This is a genomic window from Collinsella sp. TF06-26, from assembly GCF_002232035.1.
In the GTDB taxonomy this organism is placed as follows: domain Bacteria; phylum Actinomycetota; class Coriobacteriia; order Coriobacteriales; family Coriobacteriaceae; genus Collinsella.
Genome location: NZ_NKXR01000001.1, coordinates 284,452 through 310,551 on the forward strand (window position 1 = coordinate 284,452; position 26,100 = coordinate 310,551).

Consider the following 26,100-nt stretch of genomic DNA (forward strand, 5'->3'; position numbering starts at 1 on the left):
AGGACGACGCCCAGAACTGGCGCAAACAGCCCTTCAATAAGTTGCGGTGAAATAGTGTCTGTTTTTGCTGCTAGATAGCATATTCAGTCCCTAATTCACCGCAACTTGTTGGTGGTGGCTTACTGGTAGCTGGTGGTGGCTTACTGGTAGCGTAGGCACTCCACCGGGTTGAGCTTTGCCGCGCGGCGAGCGGGGTAGAAGCCAAAGATTACGCCGATGCCGACGGAGACGCCGAAGGCCAGCAGCACCGTGGCGATTGAAAAGCTCGGTGTGATCTCCCCACTGGCACCGAGCTCGTTGAGAACCCCTGATCCTGCGGCAAACATCGCGAGGCCCCAGGCCAGCAGATAGCCAATCAGGACACCCAGCAGGCCACCGGTGACGCACAGCGCCGAGGACTCGGCCAAAAACTGCGCGGTGATATCGCGGCGACTGGCGCCCAAGGCACGGCGAATACCGATCTCGCGGATGCGCTCAGTCACGTTGGTAAGCATCATATTCATAATGCCGATTCCGCCGACAAGCAGTGAGATACTGGCGACAGCGCCCATGATGAGCGAGAAGGCGCCCATAAACGAGTTGAGTGCATCGATGGCGCTTTTCATGGAGGTCGTCGATACGCTGTCGTACTCATCATCCTCCGAGATGCCCTTCATCGCGCGCACCTTAGACTCGATGGTCTTGCAGAGCTCGTCCATGTCTGTGCCCTCGGCGGCAAGTGCCGTCACGCTGGGAAATGAAGGATTCTCGTCGCCAAACAGGCCGGAGATGGTTTCGCGTGGCATATACAGCGTGAGCGAGCCCATGGAGTCGCTGCCGCCATCAATCACGCCTACAATCTGCACCTCGCCGTTGGACACCTTGATGGTTTTCCCCAGTGCGTCCTGTTCGTTGCCGTAAAGCTGATCGGCGCCGCCGCGGCTGATGAGCGCCACGCGCGAGCCTGATTGAGACTCTGCCTGTGAATAGACACGTCCCGCAACGAGCTTGCTGGCGCCCACGGCATCGAGCATGTCGCTATCGACGCCGTGTGCCATGACGGTATAGCTTTTATCCCCGACCTTGTACTCGGAATAGGCGCTATCGACGATGCCGATCTGCTCAATCTGCGGCACCAGTTTGCGAAGCTTTTCCACATCCGAATCGGTGAGTTCTTGGGACGAATAGATCTCTACCATGCGGGCTGCATTGAGGCCCAGGCTGTTGACCAGGCTGTTTTGGATACCGCCGATGAGCGAAGTCATGGCGATGACCGAGGCGATGCCAATGACGATGCCAAGGATGGTGAGCAGGCTGCGTCCCTTGTTGGCCTCGAGCGAGTGAAGGGCTTCTTGGACAAGATCGCGGGTGCTCATGCCTTCGCTCCTTTCGGCTGATTGGTGGTTGCAGAAATCTCGGGCAGGTTTTTGACGGCCCCGCGTAACGTATTCGGTGTATGCGCGACATATGCGCCGTCATGGATTCGCCCGTCACGGATGGTTACGGCTCGATCGGCCTCGGCGGCGATGCCGGGGTCATGCGTAATGAGTACGATGGTCTTGCCGCGTTTCTGGAGCTTGTGGAAGGTTTCCATGACGAGCGCCCCGGTTGTCGAGTCTAGATTTCCCGTTGGCTCGTCGGCCAAAATGATGGGCGGGTCGTTGACGAGGGCGCGCGCGATGGCGACGCGCTGCATCTGTCCGCCCGAGAGTTCCGATATGCGGTGGTCCCAATGGTCGACCGGCAGTGTGACGGCTTGCAGCGCGTGCACGGCGCGCATCTCGCGCTGGCTACGCGGCACATTGGTGTAGGACAGCGGCAGCATGACGTTTTCGATCACCGTCAGACGCGGCAGCAAGTTAAAACTCTGAAAGACAAAGCCGATGCTCAGCGCGCGCACCTCGGTGAGCTCATCATCGTCGAGCTCGGCGACGTTGAGCCCTTGCAGGAAATAATCACCCGCCGTCGGCTTGTCCAGGCAGCCCAGGATGTTCATGAGCGTCGACTTGCCCGAGCCCGAGGGGCCGGTGATGGCGACGAACTCACCGGGGTTCACCGCCAGGCTCACGTTGTGCAGGATGTGGGCGCAACCGGCCTCGCTCTCAAAGATGCGGTGCACGTTGCGGATGTCGATGACGGGACGCATTACTTGCCCTCGTCGGCAGACATATTGTCGCCGCCGTCTGCCGTCATGCCTGCGCCGGTATCCGTCACGATGGTGTCGCCGTCGCGTAACTTGGTAACCGGGACGTCTGGGTTGATCTCGTTGCCCTGGTCGTCGCGCTTGACCTGCGTCTTACCGACTACAGCCTCGTTGTCGTTTTGCGTCACGACGGTCACCTTCACGCGGCGCGTCTTCTTGCCTTCCGAATCGGTGGCCAGATTGACGTAATAGTGCTCGCCATCTTCGGTCATCAGCGCCATGGTCGGCACCATAACCACGTCGTCGAGCTTCTCGGTCACTACCGAGACCTCGGCAGTCATACCCGGCTTAAGGCGACTGTCGGGTGCTTCGATGAGGATGTCGACGTTAAAGGTCACGCTGCCGCCGCTACCGGAGCCGGAGTCAGAGTTTGCCACCGAGGCGATAGCCGTGACGGTGCCCTGGCTCACGATATCGGGAAACGCGGGATAGGTCACGTTGGCGCTTTGGCCCACGGCAATTTTGGCGATATCCTTTTCGCCCACCTGAACCGTCACCTTCATCTTGGACAGGTCGGCGATTTGCATGCACTGCTTGCCGCCGCTCGTGTCGCCTTCGCCCATGATCGTGCCTCCGGTCGCCGTGGCACCGACTTTGGCGTTGAGCTCGACGATGTTGCCCGAACTGGGGGCCTTTACGGTGCGCTCGGCCGCTTTTGCAGTTGCCTGCTCCAGCGTTGCCTGGGCCGAGGCGAGGTTGCGCTGGGCGGTCGAGACGGCATTTGCGTTGGCGTTTGCGTCCGATGGGCCGGTCGATCCGTCACTGTCCGTTGTCGGTGCGGCCTGTGCGGCCGCGAGTGCCACCTTTGCATTGTTCAGGTCTTCCTGGGCGGCCGCGACCGCGCGCTGCGCCTCGGAAACAGCGCTATCGAGCGCGTCGTTCTTAATGGTCATGAGTACGTCGCCCTCGTTGACGCTCTGTCCGGCCTGCACGTTGATCTTTTCAACCGTACCGTCGACAGAAGGGGAGACGACCGATGCCGAGATGGGCTTAAGCTGCCCCTTGGCTTCGACTGTGGTGGTAAACGTGCCTTCGGTGACCATGTCGGTCACCGGTCCGTTGGTGCCTGCGGGTTGCGCGTTGATGACCAGCGTTGCGATGATGGCAATGAGCGCGATGGCAACAACGACACCGACGGCGATACCGCGTCGGATGAGCTTTTTGCGCCGACGCTCGGCACGCTTTGCCTTGAGCTTTGCATAGGCTTCTTCATCGGAGATATCGGTCGAATCGTCGAGACTCGTTTGGGGCTGCTTGGTGTCTGCAGCGCTGATAATCGGCAGGGTCTCGGTGGCATCTTGGGGCATGCGATCGGAATCGTCAGGACCCGGATTGATCGTGGGGACCTTGGACATAGCGTCTCCTTTATCGATATGGCTCCGATAAGTATATACGCCCGTCGCGATAGGCGGGCGCATAGAAGTTGCGGATGACGGTACTGTAAGTTTTGTCGCCGTGCTGTTTACTTGTTGTAGACGTTAGCTGCGTTACGAGTGCACGACCACGCAGAGGCCGACTTTGATGCGCTCGTGGAGCGACTTGGCATCGGCCAGACGCAGGTTGATACAACCGTGGCTACCGCACCACTTGTACGATTCGGCGTTATCGAAACTCGAATCGTTTTGCCAGGTGGCGTCGTGGAATCCGACCATATTGCCCTCGAACGGCATCCAGTAGCTTACCGGGCTCTCGTATTTGGGCTTGCCGGTCTCGGGGTCCTTGGCACCGATGAGTTTGCTGGCGCCATCGTTGCTGTTGATCTGCCATACGCCCTCGGGGGTGGCGTCTTCACCCGGTTTGCCAGAAATAAAGTTGGCCTCCCACACGATGTTGCCGCTCTCGTCGTAGTAGCGCGCATGCTGCTCGGACAGGTCGACGTCGATATAGGCCTTCCAGTCGGGCTCGCCCTTGGCGGTAAATGTGTCGGCCTTCTGGGAGTACTTGATCTCGATTTCGCCGGTCTGCTTGTTGTTGATGGCGTCCTCGACCTGCTTGGCGAGCGAGCTGCTGTCGATGGACCAACCAAAGTCGCCGCCTTCGACGGCGCACTGCTTGCCATCGGCGCGCGTCCACCAGCGAGTGGAGCCCACGGTATTAAAGCCGTTGGCGAGCTCGGCTGCCCAGCTGCTGATCTGCGACGTATCGAGCGTGGGGTTGGCCGGATCGGCAAAGCTGATCCACTGCAACACGGAGCTGCCATCAACCTTGCCGGCATCCTCGCCGTTGAGCTTGAGGGTCACGTTGACGCCCAAGAAGTTGTTGGCGGCATCGCATGCAGACTGAATCTGATCATCGGTCAGCGTTCCATTGAGCGGCTCATAGGCATCGTTGCCGAGCTTGGAAAGATCTACGGTCTCGGCCAGCGAGGCAAGCTCGAGCTCGGCATACTTAATGACATGCTCGCGGTTGAGTTTTTCGTTGGAGCGCGCCTTCTCGACGGTAAACTTGCCGGCCTGCTCGTCATAGGAGCTATTGGCCTCGAACGCGCCCGAACGCCCCTCGTTAAACTCGTCGATGGCGGCGCCCAGATCCTTCTCAAACTGCTTTTGGTCAAAGGTGTCGGAGAGCATGGACAGGTCGACGTCTTGATCAAGATCGACTTCGTTGGAGCTAGCGGTTGTTTTGGTCTTGCCGCTTAAGGATTCTACAAGGCGAACCGGCCATACAATGGCTTCGTTGCGGCTGATAATCTCTTTTGCGGCAGCTTCGCCGTCGACAATGGGCTCATCGGACTCGGGCTGATAGGTCCAGCTAAAGTCATCGCCTGTCACGGTGAGCTTATAGTGCTTCCAAGCCGAGTTGACCTTGGTGGCGGCAGACGAAGCGTTGGAGAACGAGACATCGACGCTGGCGATAGTGGTGTTGGGGTAGGCTACCTGCGAAAACGCTACGACGCCTACGATATAGACAATGACGATAAGACCCAGAACGACAAAGAGCGTCGTCTTTTTGCCCGACTTATTGTTTTCGGCGGGTTTGCGTGCGGGGCCGCGATCGCCTCGAGCGTGCGTGGGGGGCTGCTTGGGCGCATTGCCATTTGTCTGGCGCTGCTGATGCTGCTTGTTCGGAGGTTGGGAAACGTTTGCCGCACCTCGCTGCTGACCGCGGCTCGGCGCGATAGGACGCGGCGATTGAACGCCGCCGGTGTGCCTGCTCGGCTGCTGCGGATCGGGAATCAGTTGAGTTCGATCGTTTTGCGACATCGTATGCATATCCTTCGAATTTCGCCTTGCGGCTCATCGTGTTTTTACTGGGCTTGCATTATAGCGATTACCTAGTTGTTTGTGGTATGGAAACGGTGGCATTCAAAAGAGGTGGGACATTTGTCCCACCTTCGAGTCTTTCTTTGTCGCTATCCGCACACACCGCATTTTGCACAGGCCGAAAGTGCGGCCGGAGCCTGCGCGATGCCACCCTTTGCCGTCTCGCGCAGCGTGGCCGGCAACGCGTGGCCCACGGAGAGCATGACGTGCGCCATCTGGTCAAACGGCACCAGGCTCTTGATACCGGCAAGTGCAAGCTGCGCCGAGCTAAAGGCGGCTGCCACGCCGATGGCGTTGCGGTTTTGGCAGGGTACCTCCACGAGGCCGCCGACGGGGTCACAAACGAGGCCCAGCAAGTTACTCAGCGCGATGGAACTGGCGTCGAGCGCCTGCCCGGGCGTGCCGCCGAGCATCTGCACCAGCGCGGCGGCTGCCATGGCGGCCGCACTTCCTACCTCAGCCTGGCAGCCGCCCTCGGCACCGGCGACGCAGGCGCTCGTGGTGAGGTTGAGGCCGATGGCGGCTGCGCAGTAGAGCGCGTCCATGACCTGCTCGTCGTCGAGCTGAAGGTGATCGGCGAGCGCCAGCACGCAGCCGGGCACGACACCCGCGGAGCCTGCCGTGGGAGCGGCGACGATCACTCCCATCGTGGCGGAGCGCTCGAGCACGGCCATCGCGCGGGCCACGGCGTCGGTTTGAACGGTGCCCATCAGGCTCGTGCTCAAATCGTTGCGGCCGGTGGCATCGACGAGTTTAGCCTCGCCGCCGATAAGCCCGCCGAGCGATCGTTGCGGATTGACGATGGGGGTCGTGGTCTCCTCGCGCATGACGTCGAGCACGCGGCGCATGGCGGCGACGGCGTGGGCCTCGCCGGTCAGACGCGCCTCGCGCACGGCCATAACGGCGCCGATATTCAGGCCGAGCTCGGCGCACGCATCGAGCAGCTGCTCGCCGTCGTCGAAGATCTCCTTTGCCGAGACACCGGGGGAGAGCGACGAGGCAGAACCGGGGAGCTCGATAAAGGTCGCGTAATCGACATTGTCGAGTTTGCGGAGCATGGGGACGACGGTGTCGTCGGGCGCGCCGTCGGTCTCGAAGACGGAGTAGGCCTGGCCGCCCACCTCGGTGCGGTAGGTGCGGCAGAAAGCGATGTTTACATGTGCGTAGGCGAGCAGGTTCGTGAGCGCGGCGAGCACACCGGGGACGTCCTGGTGTGCCACGAAGAGCGTGGAATACATGCCCGAGATATCGACGCCGACGCCGTTGATGCGGCTGATGCGCATCTTGCCGCCGCCGAGGCTCTCGCCGCGGACCTGCGCCGTGGCGCCCGTATCGTCGGCCATGTCGATGTCGACGGTGTTGGGATGGATGGAGGCGTCGTCGCCCTTGATGTCAAAGTGATATTCGAGGCCCTGCTCGCTTGCGAGGTCGAAGGCCTGCTTGATGTTCTCGTCATCGGTGTCGAGGCCCAGAATACCCGCGACGAGCGCGCGGTCGGTGCCGTGGCCGCGGTAGGTGTGGGCGAAGGAGTTCCACAGGCCAAAGGTGACTTTGGTGATGCGGCCTTCCAGCAGGCTGGCGGCAACTTGGGCGCAGCGCAGGGCGCCGGCGGTGTGCGATGAGCTGGGGCCGACCATGACGGGCCCCAAGATCTCGAATGCCGAGGTCGTAGCTAGTGTTTGCGGCTTGCCTGCCATATGAGCTCCTGTTCTATCCCGTCGTTCCGAGGGCTTTGGTATTTGGTCGCCTGCTCTACAGTCCTGGCTCGCACGGAGGCCACATTAAGTGGCCTCCGGCTCGTGCGGAACTCGCGATCGACCAAATACCAAAGCCCTCGGAACTTAGGATACATGGTAGGGGCACGCTTGCTGCAAAATTCATCAGCTGGGAACCTATTCTGCGTCCCATGTCGACTCATCTTCACCACCGGTTAATAAAAAAGAGGTACCGGTTGTTCCGGTACCTCTTTTTGGCGTGTTTCTATTTGGCTGTGGCTTTTCTCGTAAGCCTACAGGCCACAGGCTGCTTTGAGTTCTTCGACTCGGTCGGTATTCTCCCAGGTGAAGTCGGCGTCTTCGCGGCCGAAGTGACCGTAGGCTGCCGTCTTTTCGTAGATGGGGCGACGCAGGTCTAGGTCGCGGATGATTGCGCCCGGGCGCAGGTCGAAGGTTTTCTCAACGGCCTCAACGATCTTGTCCTCGGCAACATGCGCGGTACCGAAGGTGTCGACCATGATTGAGAGGGGCTTGGAAACGCCGATGGCGTAGGCAAGCTCGACTTCGCATCGGTCGGCCAGACCGGCGGCGACCACGTTCTTGGCGACCCAGCGCGCGGCATACGCGGCGGAGCGGTCGACCTTGGTGCAGTCCTTGCCGCTAAAGGCGCCGCCGCCGTGACGGCCGTAGCCGCCATAGGTGTCGACGATAATCTTGCGGCCGGTGAGGCCCGTGTCGCCCATGGGGCCGCCTACGACAAAGCGACCGGTGGGGTTCACATAGATGTCCGCGTTGTCCCACGGCATGTTCTCGGCAGCCATGACCGGGGTGATGACGTGCTCGATGAGGTCGGCCTTGATCTTGCCCATGTCCTCGATCTCTGCGGCGTGCTGCGTGGAGATGACGATGGTCGTGACCTCGACGGGCTTGCCTTCCTCGTAGCGCACGGTGACCTGGGTCTTGCCGTCGGGACGCAGATAGGCGAGGGTGCCGTCGTGACGCACGGCGGCCAGGCGCTCGGCCAGGCGGCTCGCCAGGTAGTGCGGCATGGGCATGAGGGTCTTGGTTTCGTTGGAGGCATAACCGAACATCATGCCCTGGTCGCCGGCGCCGATCAGGTCGATCGGGTCGGTGGTAGCGCCGGTCTGGGTCTCGAAGGACTCGTCAACGCCCTGGGCGATATCGGGCGACTGCTCGTGGATGAGGCTCATAACGCCGCAAGTGTCGCAGTCAAAACCGAACTTGGCACGGTTGTAGCCGATGCGGCGGATAACACCGCGGGCGATTTCCTGTACGTCGACGTAGGCCTGGGTGCGAATCTCGCCGGCGACGATGACCGTGCCGGTGGTCACGAGGGTCTCGCAGGCGCAGCGGACGTTCTCCACGTTGGCGGGCACACCGTTGGGCGCAATATAGCCCTGCTCCTGCAGCTCTATTTCTTTGGCGAGGATTGCGTCGAGGACGGCGTCACTGATCTGATCAGCGATCTTATCGGGATGACCTTCGGTCACCGACTCCGACGTAAAAACAAAGGACCCGTGTTGGGGTGGGATGGAACGAAGTTCTTCTGACATGATTGTCCTTTCAAAAACGTGTCCCAGCGACCGTTACCATTCCGCCGGGCTCTCTATGCAAGGGCACATCATAGCGCGTAAATCAAACATTCACACCCTTTCCGCACCTACTCATTGGGGACAGACTTAAATGACCAGTCTTAAACCAAGAATGTCCCCAATGACTACAACGACTGGTCATTTAAGTCTGTCCCCAATGAGTGGGTCGGTGCCCTTTGTGCGGAGGTTGCTTTGTTGCTTTATACTGATGCGGTTAGACATCCATCCTGCAATCGAGGAGATTTCCATGGCATCAGACGTTCGCGTCCGCTTTGCACCCTCACCGACGGGCAAGCTGCACATCGGCGGCGCCCGCACCGCTATCTATAACTGGGCTTTCGCCCGCGCAAACGGCGGCACGTTCATCCTGCGCATCGACGACACCGATCCCACCCGTTCCACCGACGAGAATACGCAGATCATCCTGCGCGCCATGCGTTGGCTGGGCCTCGATTGGGACGAGGGTCCCGAGGTGGGCGGCGACTATGGCCCCTATGCCCAGACCGAGCGCCTGGACCTGTACAAGCAGGCCGCCCAGAAGCTTTGGGACGAGGGCAAGGCCTATCCCTGCTTCTGCACCAAGGAGCAGCTCGACGCCGATCGCAAGGCCGCGCAGGAGCGCAAGGACCCCTTCCAGGGCTATCAGCGCCGTTGCCGCGATCTTGATCCCGAGGAGGCCCGCCGTCGCATCGAGGCCGGCGAGTCCTACGTCCTGCGCATCAAGGTGCCCGAGGACCGCGGCGACGTCGTCATCCACGACGCCGTTCACGGTGAGGTGACCTTCGACGCCAAGGAGCTCGACGACTTTGTCATCTTCCGCTCCGATGGCACGCCCACGTACAACTTCGCGACCGTCGTCGACGACGCCATGATGAAGATCACCCATGTCATCCGCGGCGACGACCACCTGTCCAACACCCCGCGCCAGGTCATGGTCTACGAGGCCCTCGGCGCGCCCGTGCCCACGTTCGCCCACATCTCCATGATCCTGGGCGCCGACGGTAAGAAGCTCTCCAAGCGCCACGGCGCCACCTCGGTGGAGGAGTACCGCGACGCCGGCTACCTGTCCGACGCCTTCGTCAATTACCTGGCGCTGCTCGGCTGGTCGCTCGACGGCGAGACCACGATCATCCCGCGTGATGTCCTGGCCAGCAAGTTCTCGCTCGACCGCATCTCCAAGAACCCGGCGACCTTCGATCCCAAGAAGCTCGATTGGGTCAATGCTGAGTACATCAACGGCATGTCCGATGCTCAGTTTGCCGACGAAATCATGGTCCCCGAGCTGCACGAGGCGGGTCTCATCGAGGGCAACGTCGAGTACGGCGAGGACTGGATCGATGCGCTCGCTGCCATCGTTAAGCCGCGCACCAAGATGCCGGCCGACGCCGTGACCGTCGCCGCCCCCATCTTTGCCACGGCCGAGACACTCGAGTATGACGAGAAGTCCGTCAACAAAGGCCTGGCCAAGGAGGGCATGGGTGCCATTCTGGACGCCGCCAAGGCCGCGCTTGAGGGTGTGGGCGAGTGGACCGCCGAGGCTATCGACGCTGCGCTTGAGCCGCTGCCCGAGCAGATGGACCTCAAGAAGCGCGTGGTGTTCCAGGCCGTGCGCGTCGCCGTCTGCGGCAACATGGTGAGCCCTCCGCTGGGCGAGACCATGGCGCTCGTCGGCCGCGACGATTGCCTGGCGCGCATCGACCGCGCCCGCACGATGGCGCTGTAGTAGACGCGCAAACGCATGTATCCGAGCCCCGTTCCCTCGAGCGGGGCTCTTGTTTCTGTACCGATGAGTGGGTTGCTGGGACAAAATAATCAGTAGTGTTTGTCCCATGTTCGAGTGACGCAACGAGCTCGACACTCGTATCGGCCATGGGACAAACTCTACTGATTATTTTGTCCCACCCCTTTCAGGTCCGTTCGTTAGAGGTGGTGTATGGCTCAACAACTGTCGCTGTTTGGTTCGCCGGAACCGGAGGAAGCTCCGGTGAAGCCCAAGCCTGCCGCTGCCTCGGCTCAGTCTAAGCCTGCGCCCGAGCCCCCTGCCGCCTACGCGAGCGTGGTCCTCGACATCCCCACCCGTGCGCTGTCGGAACCGTTTGTTTACGGCATCCCCGAGTCCCTTGCCAACGAGGTCCAGATCGGATCCACGGTCCTGGTCCACTTTGGTAACCGTGCCGCCGCGGGCTATGTCGTCGACATTGCGCCTGATCTGGGCGATCTGCCGGGCAACAACGCCCTCGACCCCGTGCGCATCAAGCCCATCGAGGCCATCCTCAGCAAACCGCTCTTTACCGCCGAGGCTGCCCGCATCGCACGCTGGATGAGCCGCGAGTATGTTGCGACGCTTACCGAGTGCCTGCGCCTGTTCTTGCCTCCGGGTGGCAGCCCGCGTGTGGTCAAGGGCGACGACGGCGTGTGGACGGTTGAACGTCCAGCCGTCAAACCCATCCAAAACCGCTGGGTGATGCTTACGCCCGAAGGCTTTGACTACACGCCACCCAAGACCGCGGTCCGCCAGCGCCAACTCATCGAGGCGCTCCAGTGTGGTCCTGTCACGACGCGCGACCTCAACCTTCTCTATAACAGTATGTCGGCGACCATCAAGGCGCTCGAAAAACGCGGCGTCGTGGTGGTGGAGGAGCGCCGTGCCTGGCGCGGTTGCAGCGAGCAGACTACGCTGTCCTCTGCAAGCGGCAAACCGCCGGTCGCGCTTACGAACGGTCAGCAGCAAGCGCTCGCGCAGATTGAGCGCGCTCGCCTGGATGCGCACGGCGACGTGGTGCTCGTGGACGGTGTTACGGGCTCCGGCAAAACCGAGGTCTATCTATCCGCCATCGAGCGCGTGCTCGCGGCTGGCCGCTCTGCCTGCGTGCTGGTACCCGAGATTTCGCTGACAGCCCAGACCGTCGGCCGCTTCCGCTCGCGCTTTGGCGAGACGGTAGCCGTGTTCCATTCGCGTCTTTCTGCTGGCGAGCGCCTGGACCAGTGGGATATGGTCGCCAGCGGCTCGGCCCGCGTGGTCGTCGGCGCGCGTTCGGCGCTCTTTTGCCCGCTCAGCGACCTGGGTCTCATCATCATCGACGAGGAACACGAGACCAGCTACAAGCAGGGGTCCAGTCCGCGCTACCATGCGCGCGAGGTGGCAGCCGAGATGGCACGCCGCTATCGCTGCCCGCTCGTGCTGGGGTCGGCCACGCCTTCTGCCGAGGCCCTAGACCGCTGCCGCCGCGGCATGTATAACGGTGCCACCTGGACGCGTGTCGAGATGCCCGAGCGCCCCGGACACGCCGTGCTGCCTACGGTCCGCATTGCTGACCTGCGTCGCGAGTTCTCGCACGGCAGCCGATCCATGTTCTCAAAACCCTTGATGGAGGGATTGGAGCGTGTGGTCGAGCGCCGCGAGAAGGCCGTGTTGCTGCATAACCGCCGTGGCTTTGCGCCATTCCTGATGTGCCGCGAGTGCGGCTGCGTCCCCACCTGCAACCACTGCTCCACAGCGCTTACGTATCACGAGCGCACACACACGCTGCAGTGTCACACATGCGGTTCGTCTTGGCGCGTGCAGCCGTATCCCGCGCCCACGAGCCGTTGCCCCAAATGTGGCAGTCGCTACCTGGCAAAAATGGGCCTGGGCACGCAGCAGATCGAGGACGCACTGCACCAGTTGCTTCCCGAGGACGTTTCCATCATTCGCATGGATGCCGATTCCACGCGTGGCAAGGATGCGCACAAAAAGCTGCTCGAGCAGTTCGATGTGGCGGATTGCGCCGTGTTGCTGGGTACCCAGATGATCGCTAAAGGTCTCGATTTTCCCGAGGTCACGCTCGTGGGCGTGGTCAATGCCGACTTCGCCCTCAAGCTGCCCGATTTCCGCGCAGGGGAGCGCGCCTACGATCTGCTGGAACAGGTGGCGGGCCGTGCCGGTCGCGGCGATCGTCCCGGTGAGGTGATCATCCAGACGTATCTGCCCGAGGATCCGGTCATCCGCGCCGTCGCCGAGCACGATCGCTCGATCTTTACCGACTACGACCTGGACCAGCGCCGCGACGCCCTGTATCCGCCGTTCGTGCGTCTGGTCAATATCTTGGTGTGGTCGGCAAGCCGCGACGATGCGCAGGATTATATCGGGCGCATCGCAAAGCTCCTCAAGCGCCGCTGGCATGCCGCCGCGCCCGACTTTTTGCGGGCGGGGAGCGCCGTCCCGCAGATGCTGGGCCCGGCTTCGTGTGTAATCGAGAGAGCCAAGGACCGTTACCGCTTCCATCTGCTTGTGAAGTCGCCGGTAGGGTACCATGTCTCTGATGATATCGACGCCTGTCTCAAAGAGGTGGGCTCCGTGCGCGGCGTGAGCGTGAGCGTTGACGTCGACGCCTATGATTTGATGTAACAAACCGAAAGGATGGCCATGGAAGCCAACGGAATCGTACTGTCCCCTGATCCTCGTCTGCGCCAGGAGTGTGCCGTCATCGAGGAAATCACCCCGGCGATCGAGGCGCTTGCCGAGAAGATGAAGAAGATGATGTTCGAGAACGGCGGCTGCGGCCTGGCTGCTCCGCAGATCGGCGAGCTTATTCAGCTCGTCACCATCGACTGCGACTACAGCGACAAGAACGACTACGATCCGTACGTGCTCATCAATCCCGTGATTGTGGAGCAGAGCGACCATCTCGTGCCGTTTAGCGAGGGCTGCCTGTCTATCCCCGGCATTAGCTGCGAGATCGAGCGTCCCGACCATGTCGTCGTCGAGGCGTACGACTTGGACGCCAACCTGATTCGCTACGAAGCTACGGGCGACCTGTTCTGCGTGTGCCTGCAGCACGAGATCGATCACCTGCACGGCAACACCATGTTCGAGCGACTGAAGCCGATGCAGAGGATCAAGGCAGTTAAGGAGTACCAGGACGCCCTGGCCCGCGGCGCTCGACCGGGCGAGACGGAGTAGGTTTGTCCGTCCCCGGGGCGCCCGCCCATATCATCCCGTGCTCAAACATTCTCGCTGCGCTGCGAAACTGCGCGCGGGACGATATAGGCGGGCGCCCCGGGGACTACGTTGACGCTGCTTGTCTCGCCCAGATGCCGTCGGGCCAGGGATGGGCGTCTTCGCTGATAGTCTTTGTTGAGAGGGAGCTGCTTTTATTGCGGCTCTTTCTTTGGTTTTGGGTATATTTGTTCTTGTTGAAATGTTATTGCGGATGGGCTGGTGACTTGGCTTTCCGCTGTTCTTTGTAGCCGTCTCGGCTTTGGTTGAGAGGAGACGTTCTTTATGCGTATTGTGTTTATGGGTACGCCTGATTTTGCTGTGCCTTCTTTGACTTCGCTTGTTGAGGCTGGGAATGATATTGCGCTCGTAATTACTCGTCCCGATGCTGTTCGTGGGCGTGGTAAGAAGCTGGAGCCGTCTCCTGTTAAGGCTAAGGCGCTTGAGCTGGGGCTGCCGGTTATTGAGGCTAATCGTATGACGCCGGAGGTTATTGAGGCGCTCCGGGCTGCCCAGGCCGATATTTTCTGTGTGGCTGCTTATGGTTGCATTTTGCCCGATGAGGTGCTGCATATGGCGCCGCTTGGTATTGTGAATGTTCATGCTTCGCTGCTGCCGCGGTGGCGTGGGGCTGCTCCTATTCAGCGTGCGATTCTCGCTGGTGATGAGGTTGCTGGCGTTTCTATCATGCGCATCGGGCACGGCGTGGATACTGGTGCTTATTGTGCTCAGGCTTCCACGTCGGTTGCCGGCAAGCATGCCGAGGCTTTGACCATGGAGCTTGGTGAGCTTGGCGGCAAACTGCTGGCTGATACGCTTCCTTCTCTTGCCGATGGCACTGCCGTGTGGACTGAACAGGATGAGTCGCTCGTCACTCATGCTGCCAAGATTTCTAAGCAGGAGATGCGCCTAGATCCGCAGATGGCGGCGCTCGATTGCGTGCGCCATGTGCTCGCTTCGTCCGATACCGCGCCTGCCCGTTGCGTGATTGCCGGCAAGACCGTGCGTGTGCTCGATGCTGCGGCGGCTGATGTGTCGCTTGGCGAGGGTCAGGTTCTCGTTCAGGCTAAGCGTGTTTACCTTGGCCTTTCCGATGGCTCGGTTGAGTTGCTCGAGGTTAAGCCTGATGGCAAGCGTGCTATGGCCGCTTCTGCTTGGGCTGCTGGCCTGCAGGGTGCCGATCTTATCTGGGGTGTTTTGTCATGAGCAAGCTGTCTCCCGCGCGCAAGCTTGCGCTCGATGTGTTGATGGAGGCCGATCGCCGCGGCATGTATGCGCGCGACGTGCTGTCCTCTCGCGCATCGGCCAAGGCTATTGACCAGCGCGATTCCGCTTTTGCTGCCCGCTTGGCGCTGGGTGTGGCCGCCACGCAAGGTATTTTGGACGAACTGCTCGATCAGTTTCTCGATAAGCCTAAAAAGGTTGCGCCGCGTGTTCGCATGGCGCTTCGTATCTCGGCCTTCGAGATGCTCTACCTGCATACGCCTGGCCGCGTTGCCGTAAGTCAGGGAGTTGAGCTGGTTCGCTGTGGTGCTAAGTCCGCCGCTGGCTTGGCCAATGCTGTACTCCATAAGGTTTCAGACAATGTTGAGGACTTTGCTACTGCGTCCGATGTGGATGAGTCTGAGCGACGCTTGGTTCGTCTGTCGCGTCTGATGGGTCTTCCTCGCTGGCTGTGCGCTCGCATTATGGCGTCGTTTGACACGCCAGAGGGTGCGCTTAACTTTGCCGGCAATCTGGCCCCCGCGCCGCTGGCCCTGCATGAGAACGCCTTTGCGTCCAAGCCCGATCCGTATATCTCGCAGCTTGTGGCACCCGTGTTCCCGGGTTGCCATGCCCCGGTTGATGCCCAGGTTACCGTTTCGTCGGGCGTATTTGAGCGCGCTGCTGCCGTGGCCTCGGATCTTAACGCCCAGCTCATCGCCACAGCTGCCACGCGCCCTGGAAGCTGCCTTGAGATTGGTGCCGGTCGTGGCACCAAGACCTATGTGATGATGTGCCAGGCCAAGCGTGCGGGCTATGAGCGTCAGCATACGGCGCTCGATTTGCATGATCGCAAGTGCGATCTGAATCTCGCTCGCCTGCATAAGGCCGGTATTCAGGGCGTTCGTACGGTTTCGGGTGATGCCTGCGAGCTTGATGAAGTACTGACGTCGTTTGATGCCATGCTTGGCAAGCCGGTTAAGTTCGACACGGTCTTTATCGATGCGCCGTGCTCTGGCACCGGTACCATGCGTCGTCATCCCGAGATCCCTTGGCGCCTGACCGAAAAAGATGTGACGGTTGAGCTGCCCAAACTGCAGCTTACGATGCTCAAGGAGGCTGCTGCCCGCGTGGCTGCCGGCGGCGAGCTTATCTATGCCACCTGCTCGGTCTTTGATGAAGAGAACACGCAAGTCGTGGATGCGTTTTTGGCTTCTCCCGAGGGCGCAGGTTTTAGCTTGGCACCCCTCTCCGAGGCGCAGATTCTGCAGTTACCCGAGTTCGAACAAGCCAAGAAGCTCGTCTCCGTACGCCAAAACGACCGCGGACTTTTCCAAAGCGTCCCCGTAAACGCCGACTCCTACGACGGCCACTTCTGCGCCCGCCTGGCTCACATGTAACAACTAAGCTGCGTTGAAATAGGGATTGAAAGACGCTTCTACCCGCTAAACAGTCCTTATTTCACCGCAACTCAGGATTTTTCTGGGACGGGGATTAATAAATCGGGCATTAAAGTGGGCGGTTGGATTCGGTAAGTTTCTGGTTACATGAACTGCTCGCAGATTTAATATTGAGGGGTTAAAATGATCGATCTTAACAATGACAAGATTGACAATCCTGAAGATAAAACTCAGGAAAATGAAGAGGTTGAGAATTCTTCGAATAAAAAGCGAGTAATTATTGGTGCCGGTATTGTTGCTCTGCTTATTGCTTGTTGTGTCGGTGGTTATGCTGGTTACAATTACAAACAAGCATGTAGTGAACATAATCAGCAGGTTGAAGTTTTGTATTCAAAGGCTAGCGATAGTGTTGCTGCCTTTAAAGCTGATCCTAGGCTGCTAACTTTTGAGCAACGTCTTGATGCCATTAAAAATGCTCAAAATAATAAAGAGATATTGAATAAAGAAATCTCTGATGACAGTTATAAGTATGCTGATGGCACTTCCCCTGATTGGACGAAGTTGCTTAATGAATACGATTCCATAATTAAAGACTGCCGTAATGCTCAAAATAATGAGTGGAATACTTCTCTAGCTGACCATGTTAATTTTGATGTAAATTCTACTAAAGATACCGACTCTCTCCAACAGCATATAAATAGCCTTAATGGCCTTCTTAATGATATTTCTAATAAAGACAACCAGAAGCTTATTTTTGAAGATGCCAAAAAGGATTCTAAGAAGTTCATTGATCAAATCAATGAACAGATCAGTCGTTATCAAACTCGTATTGATGATGTAAATAAGGCCAAGGCTGAAGATGAGGCTAAGGCTCAAGAAGAAGCAACTAAGGCTCAGCAGCAGGCTTCTCAGCAAAATAATTATTCCAGTAATTCTGGTAGTAATTATTCTGGCGGTAGCGGCTATTCTGATGGCTCCTCTAACGGCGGCGGCAAAATAGTCATTAAAACCATGGACGTTTATGACGAAAATGGTAACTATGTTGGATCGACTCATTGGTATAGCGATGGTACCTGTGACGATCCCTATTCTGCCGGTATGGGCGGATTTTAAATTATGCTAATTATTAAAAATTAATTAGCTACCTATAGCGCAAAGAAATAGCCCCGCGATTGGTGTCGGTCGCGGGGCTGATTGGTTTCTAGTGGTTATGCGGGCAGTTGGCGCAGCAGCCGTTTGTGGCGCTGGTGCTTGAGCCACCGCTGCGCTGGTCGGTGTTGTAGAAGCCGCTGCCCTCAAACTTGATGCCGCTGGCCGAGAACGTCTTGGCGGCCGGAGCGCCGCAGTTGGGGCACACGACCTCGGGGGTCTCGGACATGGGATGCTCAACCTCAAACACGTTGCCGCAGCTCGAGCACTTGTAATCGTAGCGCGCCATAATACTTCCTTTTCAGCACAAAGCGGGCAGATTACTCTGCCCGCAAAAATTCAAACGTCTGTAACTGTACCCTATATCGGGCGTTTTATCACGCTTCGCCCCAGAATCTATGCGTGTTGCGCAGGAGCTGTGCGGTTTTGCCCTCAGCGGCCGCAACGTCGGCCTCGTCAGCCTGCCAGGTCCAGTTGCCCGTGGCCACGCCCGGTACGTTCATGCGCGTGTCGTCGCCAAGCCCCAGCACGTCCTGCAGCGGCATCATCACCAGGGGAGCGTCGCTTGTCAGCGCGTCGCTCATCAGCTTGGCTGCCAGCTCAACACCGCTCGGCTCGTCGCCGCCCGCAAAGGAGCGCGTGCACCAACCCGCGAGCGTCGACGTGTCGTGAGTCGATGTGTACAGGATCTTGCCGGGCGTAGGGTGCACGCCGCAACGAACGTCGTAATCGCTAAACTCCAGTACGTCCATACCGGGGAAGCCGCAAGTCGAAGCCATGGCGCGAACACCGGGCGTCAGGTAGCCCAGGTCCTCGGCGATAAAGTTGAGCGGACCCAGCTCGTCATAGGCGGTCTGGAAAAGGTCCTTGCCCGGTCCTGCCAGCCAACGCCCGTCGGCGCATGCCTTGCCCGCGGGAATGCTGAAATAGCTGTGGAATCCCAGGAAGTGATCCAGGCGCACGCGGTCGTAGAGCGAAAACGCACGACGCAGGCGATCCATCCACCAGCTATAGCCGTTCTGCTTCATGTGGTCCCAGCGGAACGTCGGGTTGCCCCATACCTGGCCCTCGGGCGCAAAGTTGTCGGGCGGCGCGCCAGAAATCTCAATCGCCTTACCGGTATCGGACAGCCAGAAGTTCTCGGGCTCGCTCCATGCATCGGCCGAATCGTCCGAGACATACATCGGGATATCGCCGATGACCTCGATGCCCTTCTTGTGCGCGTAGTTCATGAGCTCGCACCAGGCTAGGTCAAAGCGGTACTGCATGTACGCCTGCAGCTCTGCCTCGTCGTGGAAACGCTTGTCGTCGATCAGGTGCTCGTTGTAGCGCGCGACATCCGCCGGCCAATCGTGGCGCGACTCGCCCTCAAAGTACTTCTTAACGGCCATGTAGACGCAGTATTTCTCGAGCCAATCGGCGTTGCGATGTTTAAACGCGGTGTAGAGCGGATCTGCATCTTCGCGGCCACGGGCCTTCCAAGTCTCAAAGTCGGCCGCCAGCTCCTCTTGGCTCTCGGGCAGCAGGTCAATATTGCCCGCAAAGGCCGAAGGCCCGGCGTAAGGGGAGCGGAAGAAGTCCGTTGGGTTGACAGGTAGGACCTGCCAGTAGCGCATGCCCATAGCGGACAGATGGTCGAGAAAGCGACGCGTGGGCGCGCCGATCGTGCCGGGCTTGCCGTCATCGGTCGGTACCGAGGTGATATGGCACACAACGCCCGCGCCGTAATCGAGCGGCTCCTGCAGGCGCTGCTCGGCATGGTGATAGATGATCGACGAGCCCAGCGGATACAAATCGAGCGTGACCGTGCCGTTGTGGATCTCGCACTCGTGACCGCTGATCACGTCACTCGCGCATTCGTCGAGCGCCGGAATCGTCACGCGGTGCGAATTGCGCAGGCTGCGGTTGATGATAACCGTCGCGGACTCGCCATCCTTGCCCGTGCGGTTGTATGCCAGCACCTCGTCGTTGAGCGCGAAGGCCTTGATCTCGCCGTCGATCATAAACGGCAGTGCGCGGCGTACGGCGGAGGCGTTTTTGACAATAGCCAGCGTGTCGAAGTCGTGCAGTTGGTCCTTGGTCGGCAGGGTGCGGCGGTTACCCGGATCGGTTAGACCCTCCAGGCCGTATTCGTCGCCGTAGTAGATCGAAGGCACGCCGGGGAAGGTCATCTGCATGAGCGTGGCGAGCCAAAAACGGCTCTTGGCCAGGCCCATCGAGTTCTCGTCCAGGCGCCATTTGCTGCGCTCGCACTCGGGCAGCTGCGACTCGTCGGGGCCGCCGCCGAGCACCGAGATAATGCGCGGACGGTCGTGGCTCGAAAGCAGATTAAGCGCGCAAGACAGGGCCTCACGCGGATAGTTCTCTCGGAGGGTCTCGATATCTTCAGCAGCTTGGTAAGCGTTTTTGTAGCCCATCAAAAAGCCGATGACCATGTCGCGGAAGGGGTAATCCATAGCCGAGTCGAGCTCGGAGCCTTGTAGGTAGCGACGCAGATGGCCGTAGCTGATCTTGTTGGAGGCGTCTTCCCAGACTTCGCCGAGCAACAGTGCGTCAGGCTTTTCGGCAAGTACTGCCTTCTTGATCTCGGTCAGGAAATCGTCCGAAAGCTCGTCGGCCACGTCTAGGCGCCAGCCATGAGCGCCGGCACGTAGCCATTTACGGATCACGCCGTCCTTGCCCAGGAGCCGCTCGCGTACCAGCTCGGAGCTCTCATTGATAGCGGGCATGTTACCCACGCCCCACCAGCAGTCGTACGAGCCGTCCTCGTGGAAATAAAACGCATCGCGCCACGGCGAATTCTCGCTCTGCCACGCGCCCACGCCGGGGTAGTTGCCATAGCGGTTGAAATAGATGGAGTCGTCACCCGTATGGTTAAAGACGCCGTCCAGGATGATGGAAATGCCCAGCTTCTCGGCAGCCTGACACAGTTCGGTAAAGTCCTGCTCGGTGCCCAGAATCGGATCGATCTTGGTGTAATCGGCGGTGTCGTAGCGGTGGTTACTCGCGGCTTCAAAAATGGGGTTGAGGTAGATAGCTGTAAATCCCAACTCGGCGATGCGGGGCAGGTCTTCCTGGATGCCCTTGAGCGACCCGCCGTAGAAGTCCCAGGTTTTGATGGAGCCGTCTTCGGCGCGCTCGTACACGGGCGGCTCGTTCCAGTCCTCGACCATACGGCGCTGGATTCCGTTGCGCGGTTTTTCGACCTCGGCCAGCGTGCGCTCGCGCCAGTTTTCGTCACGGGCGTAGCGATCGGGGAAGATCTGGTAGACCATGCCACGCTCGTACCACTCGGGACGCACTTCGCGGTGCTTATAGACGGTAATCTGGAAGGACGGAACCTCGGCGTAGCCGTAAGTTACGCCCTCGCCACCGGTGCGGCCTTGCGGCGCGCCCAGGCGAACCTCGGGCTGGCCCTCGATATTGCAGATAAAGCTGTACCAGATAAGACAGGGCTCGGTGCACTCAAGCTCTACGGTAAATATGCCGTCGCCCTCGTGCGTCATGGGATACAGAGACTCACCGATCTCATCTACCCAGGTGCGCAGAGTAAGCGTTGCCTGGTTGGGATCGGCATCCTCCAAAATCACCGAGAGTGCAACGGAAGTTCCAGTGGTCACAGCGCCAAACGGAGTGCGAAACTGCGGTAGACGGCTGTTGTGTATCAATCTCATAGTACGGTCCAGTTCAATAGAATCATGGCCTGCGGGCCATGGGTTTTACGCCTAAGATGTAAGTATATCTGTAGTACACAGGGTGTATAAACAACATCCGTTTACCATCGGCGAACGGTTGTCCTAGAAAATCGTTTTACCACTACCTACAGAGAAGGGGCGCCCGGTTGGAGCGCCCCTTGCTTAGGGTTTGATGAGGTTTTGGATCGTCTGTGGGCTAGCGACGCTTGCGGGTGGCCGTTGCCTTGCGGACGGAGGTCTTCTTGGTCGGAGCCTTTTCCTCGGTCGAAGCGGCGGGGGAGACCGGGGCCTCCTTGGCGGGTTCGACCTTTGCCGTAGCCTTCGGAGCGGTCTTGACCTTAGCGGCCTTCGGTGCCGGCTTGGGCTTTGCCTCGGGCTTGGTCTCCTCTTTGACGGCGGCGGGCATAGCCTCTGCCTTAGGAGCGGCAGCCTTTGCCGTGGTCTTCTTGGCCGTCGTCGTGCGCTTTCGCGTGGTGGTCTTGGCGGCGGGCTTGGCCTCGACGGTTGCCTCCGCCTTGGACTCTGCAGGCGTCTCCTCGACCTTGGCTGCCGGCTTTTCGGCTGCCTTGGTCGCGGCGGCCTTGGTAGCCGTCGCCTTCGTAGCTGTAGTCTTCTTGGCGGTCGCGGTTGTCTTCTTGGCAGCGGTCTTTGCCGGAGCCTTGGCGGCCGGTTTGTCCTCAGCGACCTCGGCCTTTACCTCGGGAGCAGCCTCGGCCTCGGCGGCCTTCTTGGCAGCGGCGGTCGTGCGCTTGCGCGTGGTCGTTGTCTTGGCAGCCGTTGTTTTAGTCGCGGCGGCCTTGACCGTCGTAACCTTCTTAGCGGTCGTCTTACGGGTCGTGGTCTTCTTAGCTGCGGGCTTTGCAGCGGGCTTGACCTCGTCCTCTGCCTCAAGAGCAACCTCAGCCTTCACCTTAGGCTCGGCCTTTGCGGGCTCAGCCTCAACCGGCTTCTCTTCGGCCTTGGGCTCCTCAGCGGCCACCGGCCCAGCAACAGCCTCAGGCTCGTCGACAACAGCCGCCGGCCTCTCAATCTCCGGATGCATAAAGAAGTACAGGTCCAGATACTTGTCGGCCGAGCGCGTCCAGCTAAAGTCCTGGCTCATGGCCTGCGTGACCAGCTGGTTCCAGGCGTCGCGGTTGTCCCAGAACAGGCGTGCCGCGCGGAACACGGCGTCGCCCATCTCGTCGCCGTTAAAGTTGCTAAACGAGAAGCCCGTGCCCTCGCCGGTAAACTCGTTGTACGGGATCACAGTGTCCTTCAGGCCACCGGTCTCGCGCACGATGGGTAGGGTGCCGTAGCGCATGGCGATGATCTGCGACAGTCCGCAGGGCTCAAACTTCGAAGGCATTAGGAACATGTCGGCGGCGGCATACATACGCTGCGACAGCGCAGGATCGAACTCGATGCGTGCGGCCATGGTGCCGGGGTACTTGTCCTGGAAGTAGCGCAGTCCGTCCTCGTAGTCGCGGTCGCCAGTGCCAAGCACCGCCACCTGCACGCCGCCGGCCAAAATGCGGTCGAGCGCGTACATGACCAGGTCCATGCCCTTCTGGCGCGTCAGGCGCGTGACCATCACCATGAGCGGACGGTCGTCGCGAACCTCGAGCCCCAGCTCTTCCTGCAGCTTGGCCTTGCACACGGCCTTGCCGGAGCGGTCTTCAACCGTGTAGTTGGCGGCAATGCGTTTGTCGGTCGCCGGGTCAAAGCCTGCCACATCAATGCCATTAAGGATGCCCTGCAGCGCGTACGAACGCTCGCGCAGCACGCCATCCAGGCCCTCGCCAAACTCGGGCGTCTGGATCTCGTTGGCATAGGTGGGGCTCACCGTGGTGATGGCGTCGGCATAGCGCAGGGCGCCCAGCATGTAGTTGATGCTGCAGGCGTCGCAACGCAGCTGCGAGGCGGCCGCCGGAATGTGCGCCACACCCAGGATGTCCTCCATCACGGTGTCGCTAAACTGGCCCTGGAACGCCACGTTGTGGATCGAGAACACGGTCTTGACGCGGTCGTACAGCGGCAGGCCCTGGTAGAACTCGCGCAAGAACACGGGCGCCAGTGCGGTCTGCCAGTCGTTGCAGTGCAGAATGTCGCACTCAAAGCCGGCCGGCAGGTGCTGCAGGCTCTCGGTGATGGCCTTGGAGAAGAACGCAAAACGCTCGCCGTCGTCAAAGAAGCCATACGGATAGTCGCGCGCAAAGTAGCGCTCGTTGTCGATGAACATATAGGTGACGCCGTCGTGCTCGAGCTTCTCGAGTCCGCAGTACTCATTGCGCCAGCCCAGGCTCACGTAAAAATCGGAGAAGTGCTCCATCTGTGCCTTGTACTCGTCCTTGATGGTGGCGTACTTGGGCACCATCACGATAACCTCGGCGCCGGCGCGCACGAGCGCCGCAGGCAGCGAGCCCGCCACGTCGCCCAGGCCACCGGTTTTCACAAACGGTGCGCACTCGGCCGAGGCAAACACGATCTGCATCTTTTTGCTGGAATCAGCCATATTGTCTCCCATGTTGCAATTCGAGAATAGCCGCCTGGCACAAACCGGGCGGCTATTCTACATGTTACGAGCGATGTTGCGGTGCCAACGTTAACGTACGATGGTGGTGTCGGAAGTTAACGGAGCCTTGCCCAGCACCAGGATGTTCTCGGGCGTACCGCGAAGCTCGGTGTTGGTGGGAACCACGTTGTTCTTGTCCAGAATGGCATTCTCGACGCGGGCACCGCTCTTGATGATGCAGCTCTGGTTGATGATCGAGTTGGTCACCGATGCGCCCTCCTCGACCACGACGCCGCGCGACAGGATCGAATTGCGCACGGTGCCCTTGATGATGCAGCCGGCCGAGATGATCGAGTTGCACGCGTGGCTGCCGGTCGCATAGCGCGAAGGCGGCACGTCGTGGGCCTTGGTCAGGATCGGGCGCTCGGGATCGAAGAGCTGGTCGGCCACGGTCTGGTCGAGCAGGTCCATGCTGCGGCGATACAGCGACTTCTCGCTAAACACGCCCACGACCTCGCCCTTGTACTCGTAGCTGCACACGTCGATGTTGCCAAAGTCGCCCTGGAGTGCCTCGAGCAGATCCAGATAGTCGGCGGCCTGGTAGTGGTCGATGATCTCGAGTAGCGTCTCGCGGTTGACGATGCAGCAGTCCATGGAGGCGTTGTCGCCGTACACGACGCCGGCGCTCACGCCCGTCAGGCGGCCGTTCTCGTTAATCTCGAGCTTGGTCTCGTCTTCGACGTTGCGCGTGGCCTTGCAGTACACCACGGTCATCTGGGCACCGGAGTTCTCGTGCGCCTCGATGATGGTGTTGAGGTCCATGTTAAAGATGATGTTGGTGCCCATCATCACGACATAGGGCTTCTCCGAGCGCTGGAACAGCGTCTTGTTGGAGATGATGTCGCGCAGCAGGAAGCGCATGCCGCCCTTGGTGGTGCCATACGCGTTGCCGGGCACCATGAACAGGCCGCCCTTCTTGCGGTCCAGGCCCCAGTCTTTGCCCGAGCCCACGTGGTCGATCAGCGAGCGGTAGTTACCCGGCATGACGACGCCGACGGTCTTGATGCCGGCATTCATCATGTTGGACAGCGGAAAGTCGATCAGGCGGTAGCGGCCCAAAAACGGAACGGACGCGATGGGGCGGTCCTTGAGCAGGACGCTGCCGTAGGTCGAAGAGTAGTTAGCGGTGATGTAACCGATGGCCTTGCGATTGATCATCGGATCATTCCCCCTTCCCGATAACGACGTCATTTCCAACGACGGCCGTATCCTTGGTGGTATCGACAGAGCCGAGCTTCACGCCCTCTTCGACCGTGGAGTTCTCGCCCAAAATAGCGCGGCAGATGTGCGCGCCGCTCTTAACGTGCGCACCCGGCAGCAGCACGGAGTCCTCGACCACGGCGCGTTCCTCGATGATGACATCGGTCGAAAGGATCGAGTGGCGAGCGGTGCCGTAGATCTTGCAGCCGTTGGAGACCAGGCAGTCGTCCAGGCGGCCGTCAGGGCCAATGTAGTGCGGCGGACGCGTGGTGATGTTGGACATGATGGGGAAGTTCTTGTCAAAGAGGTCGAACTCGGGGTTGTTGCCCAGCAGGTCCATCGAGGTCTCGTGGAAGCTGGCGATGGTGCCGACGTCCTTCCAAAAGCCGTTGAACTCGTAGCTGTACAGACGCTTGCCCTCGCCGAGCAGCTTGGGGATGATGTCCTTGCCAAAGTCGTGGCTCGAGCGCTGGTCCAGGGCGTCCTCCTCGAGCGCCTTGATCAGTACGTCGGCCGAGAAGATGTAGATGCCCATGGAGGCGAGGTTCGAATCGGGCTTCTCGGGCTTCTCGGTAAACTTGGTGATGCGGCCGTCCTCTGGGTCGGTGGTCAGGATGCCAAAGCGGCTGGCCTCCTCCCACGGCACGGGCATAACGCTCACCGTGAGGTCGGCGTTGTTCTCGATGTGCGTCTTGAGCATTTTGCGGTAGTCCATGCGATACAGGTGGTCGCCGGAAAGAATCAGGACGTACTTGGGGTCGTTGGCCTTGATGTAGTCGAGGTTCTGCGTAATGGCGTCGGCCGTGCCCGCATACCAGGCGCCGCCGGTCTGCGTCTCGTACGGCGGCAGGATCGACACGCCGCCGTCGCGGCTGTCCAGATCCCAAGCCTCGCCGGAGCCCACATAGGCGTGCAGCAGGTAGGGACGATACTGCGTCAGAACGCCCACCGTGTCGATGCCCGAGTTGGAGCAGTTGGAGAGCGAAAAGTCGATAATGCGGAACTTGCCACCAAAGCTAACCGCCGGCTTGGCGATCTTTTGGGTGAGTGCCCCCAATCGGCTGCCCTGTCCTCCTGCGAGGAGCATCGCGATGCATTCTTTCTTACTCATCGATTTCTCCTTCTGTCATCGATGTTCCTAAACCCAT

Annotated in this window: 17 protein-coding genes; 6 read left to right on the forward strand and 11 right to left on the reverse strand. The window is 60.0% G+C overall.

Going from position 1 to position 26,100, the window contains the following annotated elements:
• Positions 1-140: 140 nt before the first annotated feature.
• The 6 genes from CHY22_RS01225 to metK form a co-directional block, all read right to left on the reverse strand.
• The gene (locus tag CHY22_RS01225) at positions 141-1,355 is read right to left on the reverse strand and encodes an ABC transporter permease (protein WP_089571812.1); all 1,215 of its coding nucleotides are present in this window, start codon (positions 1,353-1,355) and stop codon (positions 141-143) included.
• A complete protein-coding gene (locus CHY22_RS01230; RefSeq protein ID WP_089571814.1) occupies positions 1,352-2,125 on the reverse strand; it encodes an ABC transporter ATP-binding protein in 774 nt (257 codons plus the stop codon). Before CHY22_RS01230 ends, CHY22_RS01225 begins: the two co-directional genes overlap by 4 nt.
• A complete protein-coding gene (locus CHY22_RS01235) occupies positions 2,125-3,537 on the reverse strand; it encodes an efflux RND transporter periplasmic adaptor subunit (RefSeq protein WP_158551196.1) in 1,413 nt (470 codons plus the stop codon). The genes CHY22_RS01230 and CHY22_RS01235 overlap by 1 nt, the downstream gene beginning before the upstream one ends.
• Positions 3,538-3,669: 132 nt before the next feature.
• Complete coding sequence (locus tag CHY22_RS01240) at positions 3,670-5,385, reverse strand: L,D-transpeptidase family protein (protein WP_158551195.1); 1,716 nt, start codon at positions 5,383-5,385, stop codon at positions 3,670-3,672.
• A gap of 149 nt (positions 5,386-5,534) precedes the next feature.
• Complete coding sequence (sdaAA, locus tag CHY22_RS01245; protein ID WP_089571820.1) at positions 5,535-7,142, reverse strand: L-serine ammonia-lyase, iron-sulfur-dependent, subunit alpha; 1,608 nt, start codon at positions 7,140-7,142, stop codon at positions 5,535-5,537.
• A 311-nt stretch (positions 7,143-7,453) separates the two neighbouring features.
• On the reverse strand, positions 7,454-8,734 hold the full coding sequence (metK, locus tag CHY22_RS01250) for a methionine adenosyltransferase (RefSeq protein ID WP_089571822.1): 1,281 nt from the start codon (positions 8,732-8,734) through the stop codon (positions 7,454-7,456).
• A gap of 286 nt (positions 8,735-9,020) precedes the next feature.
• Between metK and gltX the strand changes: the two genes are divergently transcribed.
• The 6 genes from gltX to CHY22_RS09895 all read left to right on the forward strand — a co-directional run bounded on the left by gltX (position 9,021) and on the right by CHY22_RS09895 (position 17,467).
• Positions 9,021-10,496: a glutamate--tRNA ligase gene (gene gltX / locus CHY22_RS01255; RefSeq protein ID WP_089571824.1), complete on the forward strand. Its 1,476-nt coding sequence runs from the start codon at positions 9,021-9,023 to the stop codon at positions 10,494-10,496.
• A 210-nt stretch (positions 10,497-10,706) separates the two neighbouring features.
• Positions 10,707-13,160 carry a primosomal protein N' gene (gene priA / locus CHY22_RS01260; RefSeq protein WP_089571825.1) on the forward strand — a complete coding sequence of 818 codons (2,454 nt, stop codon included), beginning with the start codon at positions 10,707-10,709 and terminating at the stop codon, positions 13,158-13,160.
• An 18-nt stretch (positions 13,161-13,178) separates the two neighbouring features.
• Entirely contained in the window at positions 13,179-13,715 is a 537-nt protein-coding gene (def, locus tag CHY22_RS01265) for a peptide deformylase (RefSeq protein WP_089571827.1), read from the forward strand.
• A gap of 321 nt (positions 13,716-14,036) precedes the next feature.
• On the forward strand, positions 14,037-14,957 hold the full coding sequence (gene fmt / locus CHY22_RS01270; protein WP_089571829.1) for a methionyl-tRNA formyltransferase: 921 nt from the start codon (positions 14,037-14,039) through the stop codon (positions 14,955-14,957).
• The gene (locus CHY22_RS01275) at positions 14,954-16,354 is read left to right on the forward strand and encodes a transcription antitermination factor NusB (RefSeq protein ID WP_089571830.1); all 1,401 of its coding nucleotides are present in this window, start codon (positions 14,954-14,956) and stop codon (positions 16,352-16,354) included. Before fmt ends, CHY22_RS01275 begins: the two co-directional genes overlap by 4 nt.
• A gap of 183 nt (positions 16,355-16,537) precedes the next feature.
• On the forward strand, positions 16,538-17,467 hold the full coding sequence (locus tag CHY22_RS09895) for a hypothetical protein (protein ID WP_143759190.1): 930 nt from the start codon (positions 16,538-16,540) through the stop codon (positions 17,465-17,467).
• Between the two features lie 88 nt (positions 17,468-17,555).
• On the opposite strand, the gene CHY22_RS01285 is transcribed toward CHY22_RS09895, so the two are convergent.
• From CHY22_RS01285 to CHY22_RS01305, 5 genes are all read right to left on the reverse strand, one after another.
• On the reverse strand, positions 17,556-17,792 hold the full coding sequence (locus CHY22_RS01285) for an FmdB family zinc ribbon protein (protein WP_089571835.1): 237 nt from the start codon (positions 17,790-17,792) through the stop codon (positions 17,556-17,558).
• 88 nt (positions 17,793-17,880) lie between these two features.
• Positions 17,881-21,177 carry a 4-alpha-glucanotransferase gene (locus tag CHY22_RS01290; protein ID WP_089571836.1) on the reverse strand — a complete coding sequence of 1,099 codons (3,297 nt, stop codon included), beginning with the start codon at positions 21,175-21,177 and terminating at the stop codon, positions 17,881-17,883.
• Positions 21,178-21,394: 217 nt separating this feature from the next.
• A complete protein-coding gene (gene glgA, locus CHY22_RS01295; RefSeq protein ID WP_168170408.1) occupies positions 21,395-23,692 on the reverse strand; it encodes a glycogen synthase GlgA in 2,298 nt (765 codons plus the stop codon).
• Between the two features lie 90 nt (positions 23,693-23,782).
• Positions 23,783-24,910: a glucose-1-phosphate adenylyltransferase subunit GlgD gene (gene glgD / locus CHY22_RS01300; protein WP_089571838.1), complete on the reverse strand. Its 1,128-nt coding sequence runs from the start codon at positions 24,908-24,910 to the stop codon at positions 23,783-23,785.
• A gap of 4 nt (positions 24,911-24,914) precedes the next feature.
• Positions 24,915-26,063, reverse strand: a complete 1,149-nt coding sequence (locus tag CHY22_RS01305) for a glucose-1-phosphate adenylyltransferase (RefSeq protein ID WP_089571840.1) — start codon at positions 26,061-26,063, stop codon at positions 24,915-24,917.
• Between the last annotated feature and the right edge of the window lie 37 nt (positions 26,064-26,100).

What these genes read in the sequence shown, in the direction of transcription:
- metK (WP_089571822.1), bottom strand. Translation starts at nt 8,734, where the DNA reads ATGTCAGAAGAACTTCGTTCCATCCCACCCCAACACGGGTCCTTTGTT.
- glgD (WP_089571838.1), bottom strand. Translation starts at nt 24,910, where the DNA reads ATGATCAATCGCAAGGCCATCGGTTACATCACCGCTAACTACTCTTCG.
- CHY22_RS01275 (WP_089571830.1), top strand. Translation starts at nt 14,954, where the DNA reads ATGAGCAAGCTGTCTCCCGCGCGCAAGCTTGCGCTCGATGTGTTGATG.
- CHY22_RS01230 (WP_089571814.1), bottom strand. Translation starts at nt 2,125, where the DNA reads ATGCGTCCCGTCATCGACATCCGCAACGTGCACCGCATCTTTGAGAGC.
- fmt (WP_089571829.1), top strand. Translation starts at nt 14,037, where the DNA reads ATGCGTATTGTGTTTATGGGTACGCCTGATTTTGCTGTGCCTTCTTTG.
- sdaAA (WP_089571820.1), bottom strand. Translation starts at nt 7,142, where the DNA reads ATGGCAGGCAAGCCGCAAACACTAGCTACGACCTCGGCATTCGAGATC.
- def (WP_089571827.1), top strand. Translation starts at nt 13,179, where the DNA reads ATGGAAGCCAACGGAATCGTACTGTCCCCTGATCCTCGTCTGCGCCAG.
- glgA (WP_168170408.1), bottom strand. Translation starts at nt 23,692, where the DNA reads ATGGCTGATTCCAGCAAAAAGATGCAGATCGTGTTTGCCTCGGCCGAG.
- CHY22_RS01225 (WP_089571812.1), bottom strand. Translation starts at nt 1,355, where the DNA reads ATGAGCACCCGCGATCTTGTCCAAGAAGCCCTTCACTCGCTCGAGGCC.
- priA (WP_089571825.1), top strand. Translation starts at nt 10,707, where the DNA reads ATGGCTCAACAACTGTCGCTGTTTGGTTCGCCGGAACCGGAGGAAGCT.
- CHY22_RS01240 (WP_158551195.1), bottom strand. Translation starts at nt 5,385, where the DNA reads ATGTCGCAAAACGATCGAACTCAACTGATTCCCGATCCGCAGCAGCCG.
- CHY22_RS01305 (WP_089571840.1), bottom strand. Translation starts at nt 26,063, where the DNA reads ATGAGTAAGAAAGAATGCATCGCGATGCTCCTCGCAGGAGGACAGGGC.
- CHY22_RS01285 (WP_089571835.1), bottom strand. Translation starts at nt 17,792, where the DNA reads ATGGCGCGCTACGATTACAAGTGCTCGAGCTGCGGCAACGTGTTTGAG.
- CHY22_RS09895 (WP_143759190.1), top strand. Translation starts at nt 16,538, where the DNA reads ATGATCGATCTTAACAATGACAAGATTGACAATCCTGAAGATAAAACT.
- CHY22_RS01235 (WP_158551196.1), bottom strand. Translation starts at nt 3,537, where the DNA reads ATGTCCAAGGTCCCCACGATCAATCCGGGTCCTGACGATTCCGATCGC.
- CHY22_RS01290 (WP_089571836.1), bottom strand. Translation starts at nt 21,177, where the DNA reads ATGAGATTGATACACAACAGCCGTCTACCGCAGTTTCGCACTCCGTTT.
- gltX (WP_089571824.1), top strand. Translation starts at nt 9,021, where the DNA reads ATGGCATCAGACGTTCGCGTCCGCTTTGCACCCTCACCGACGGGCAAG.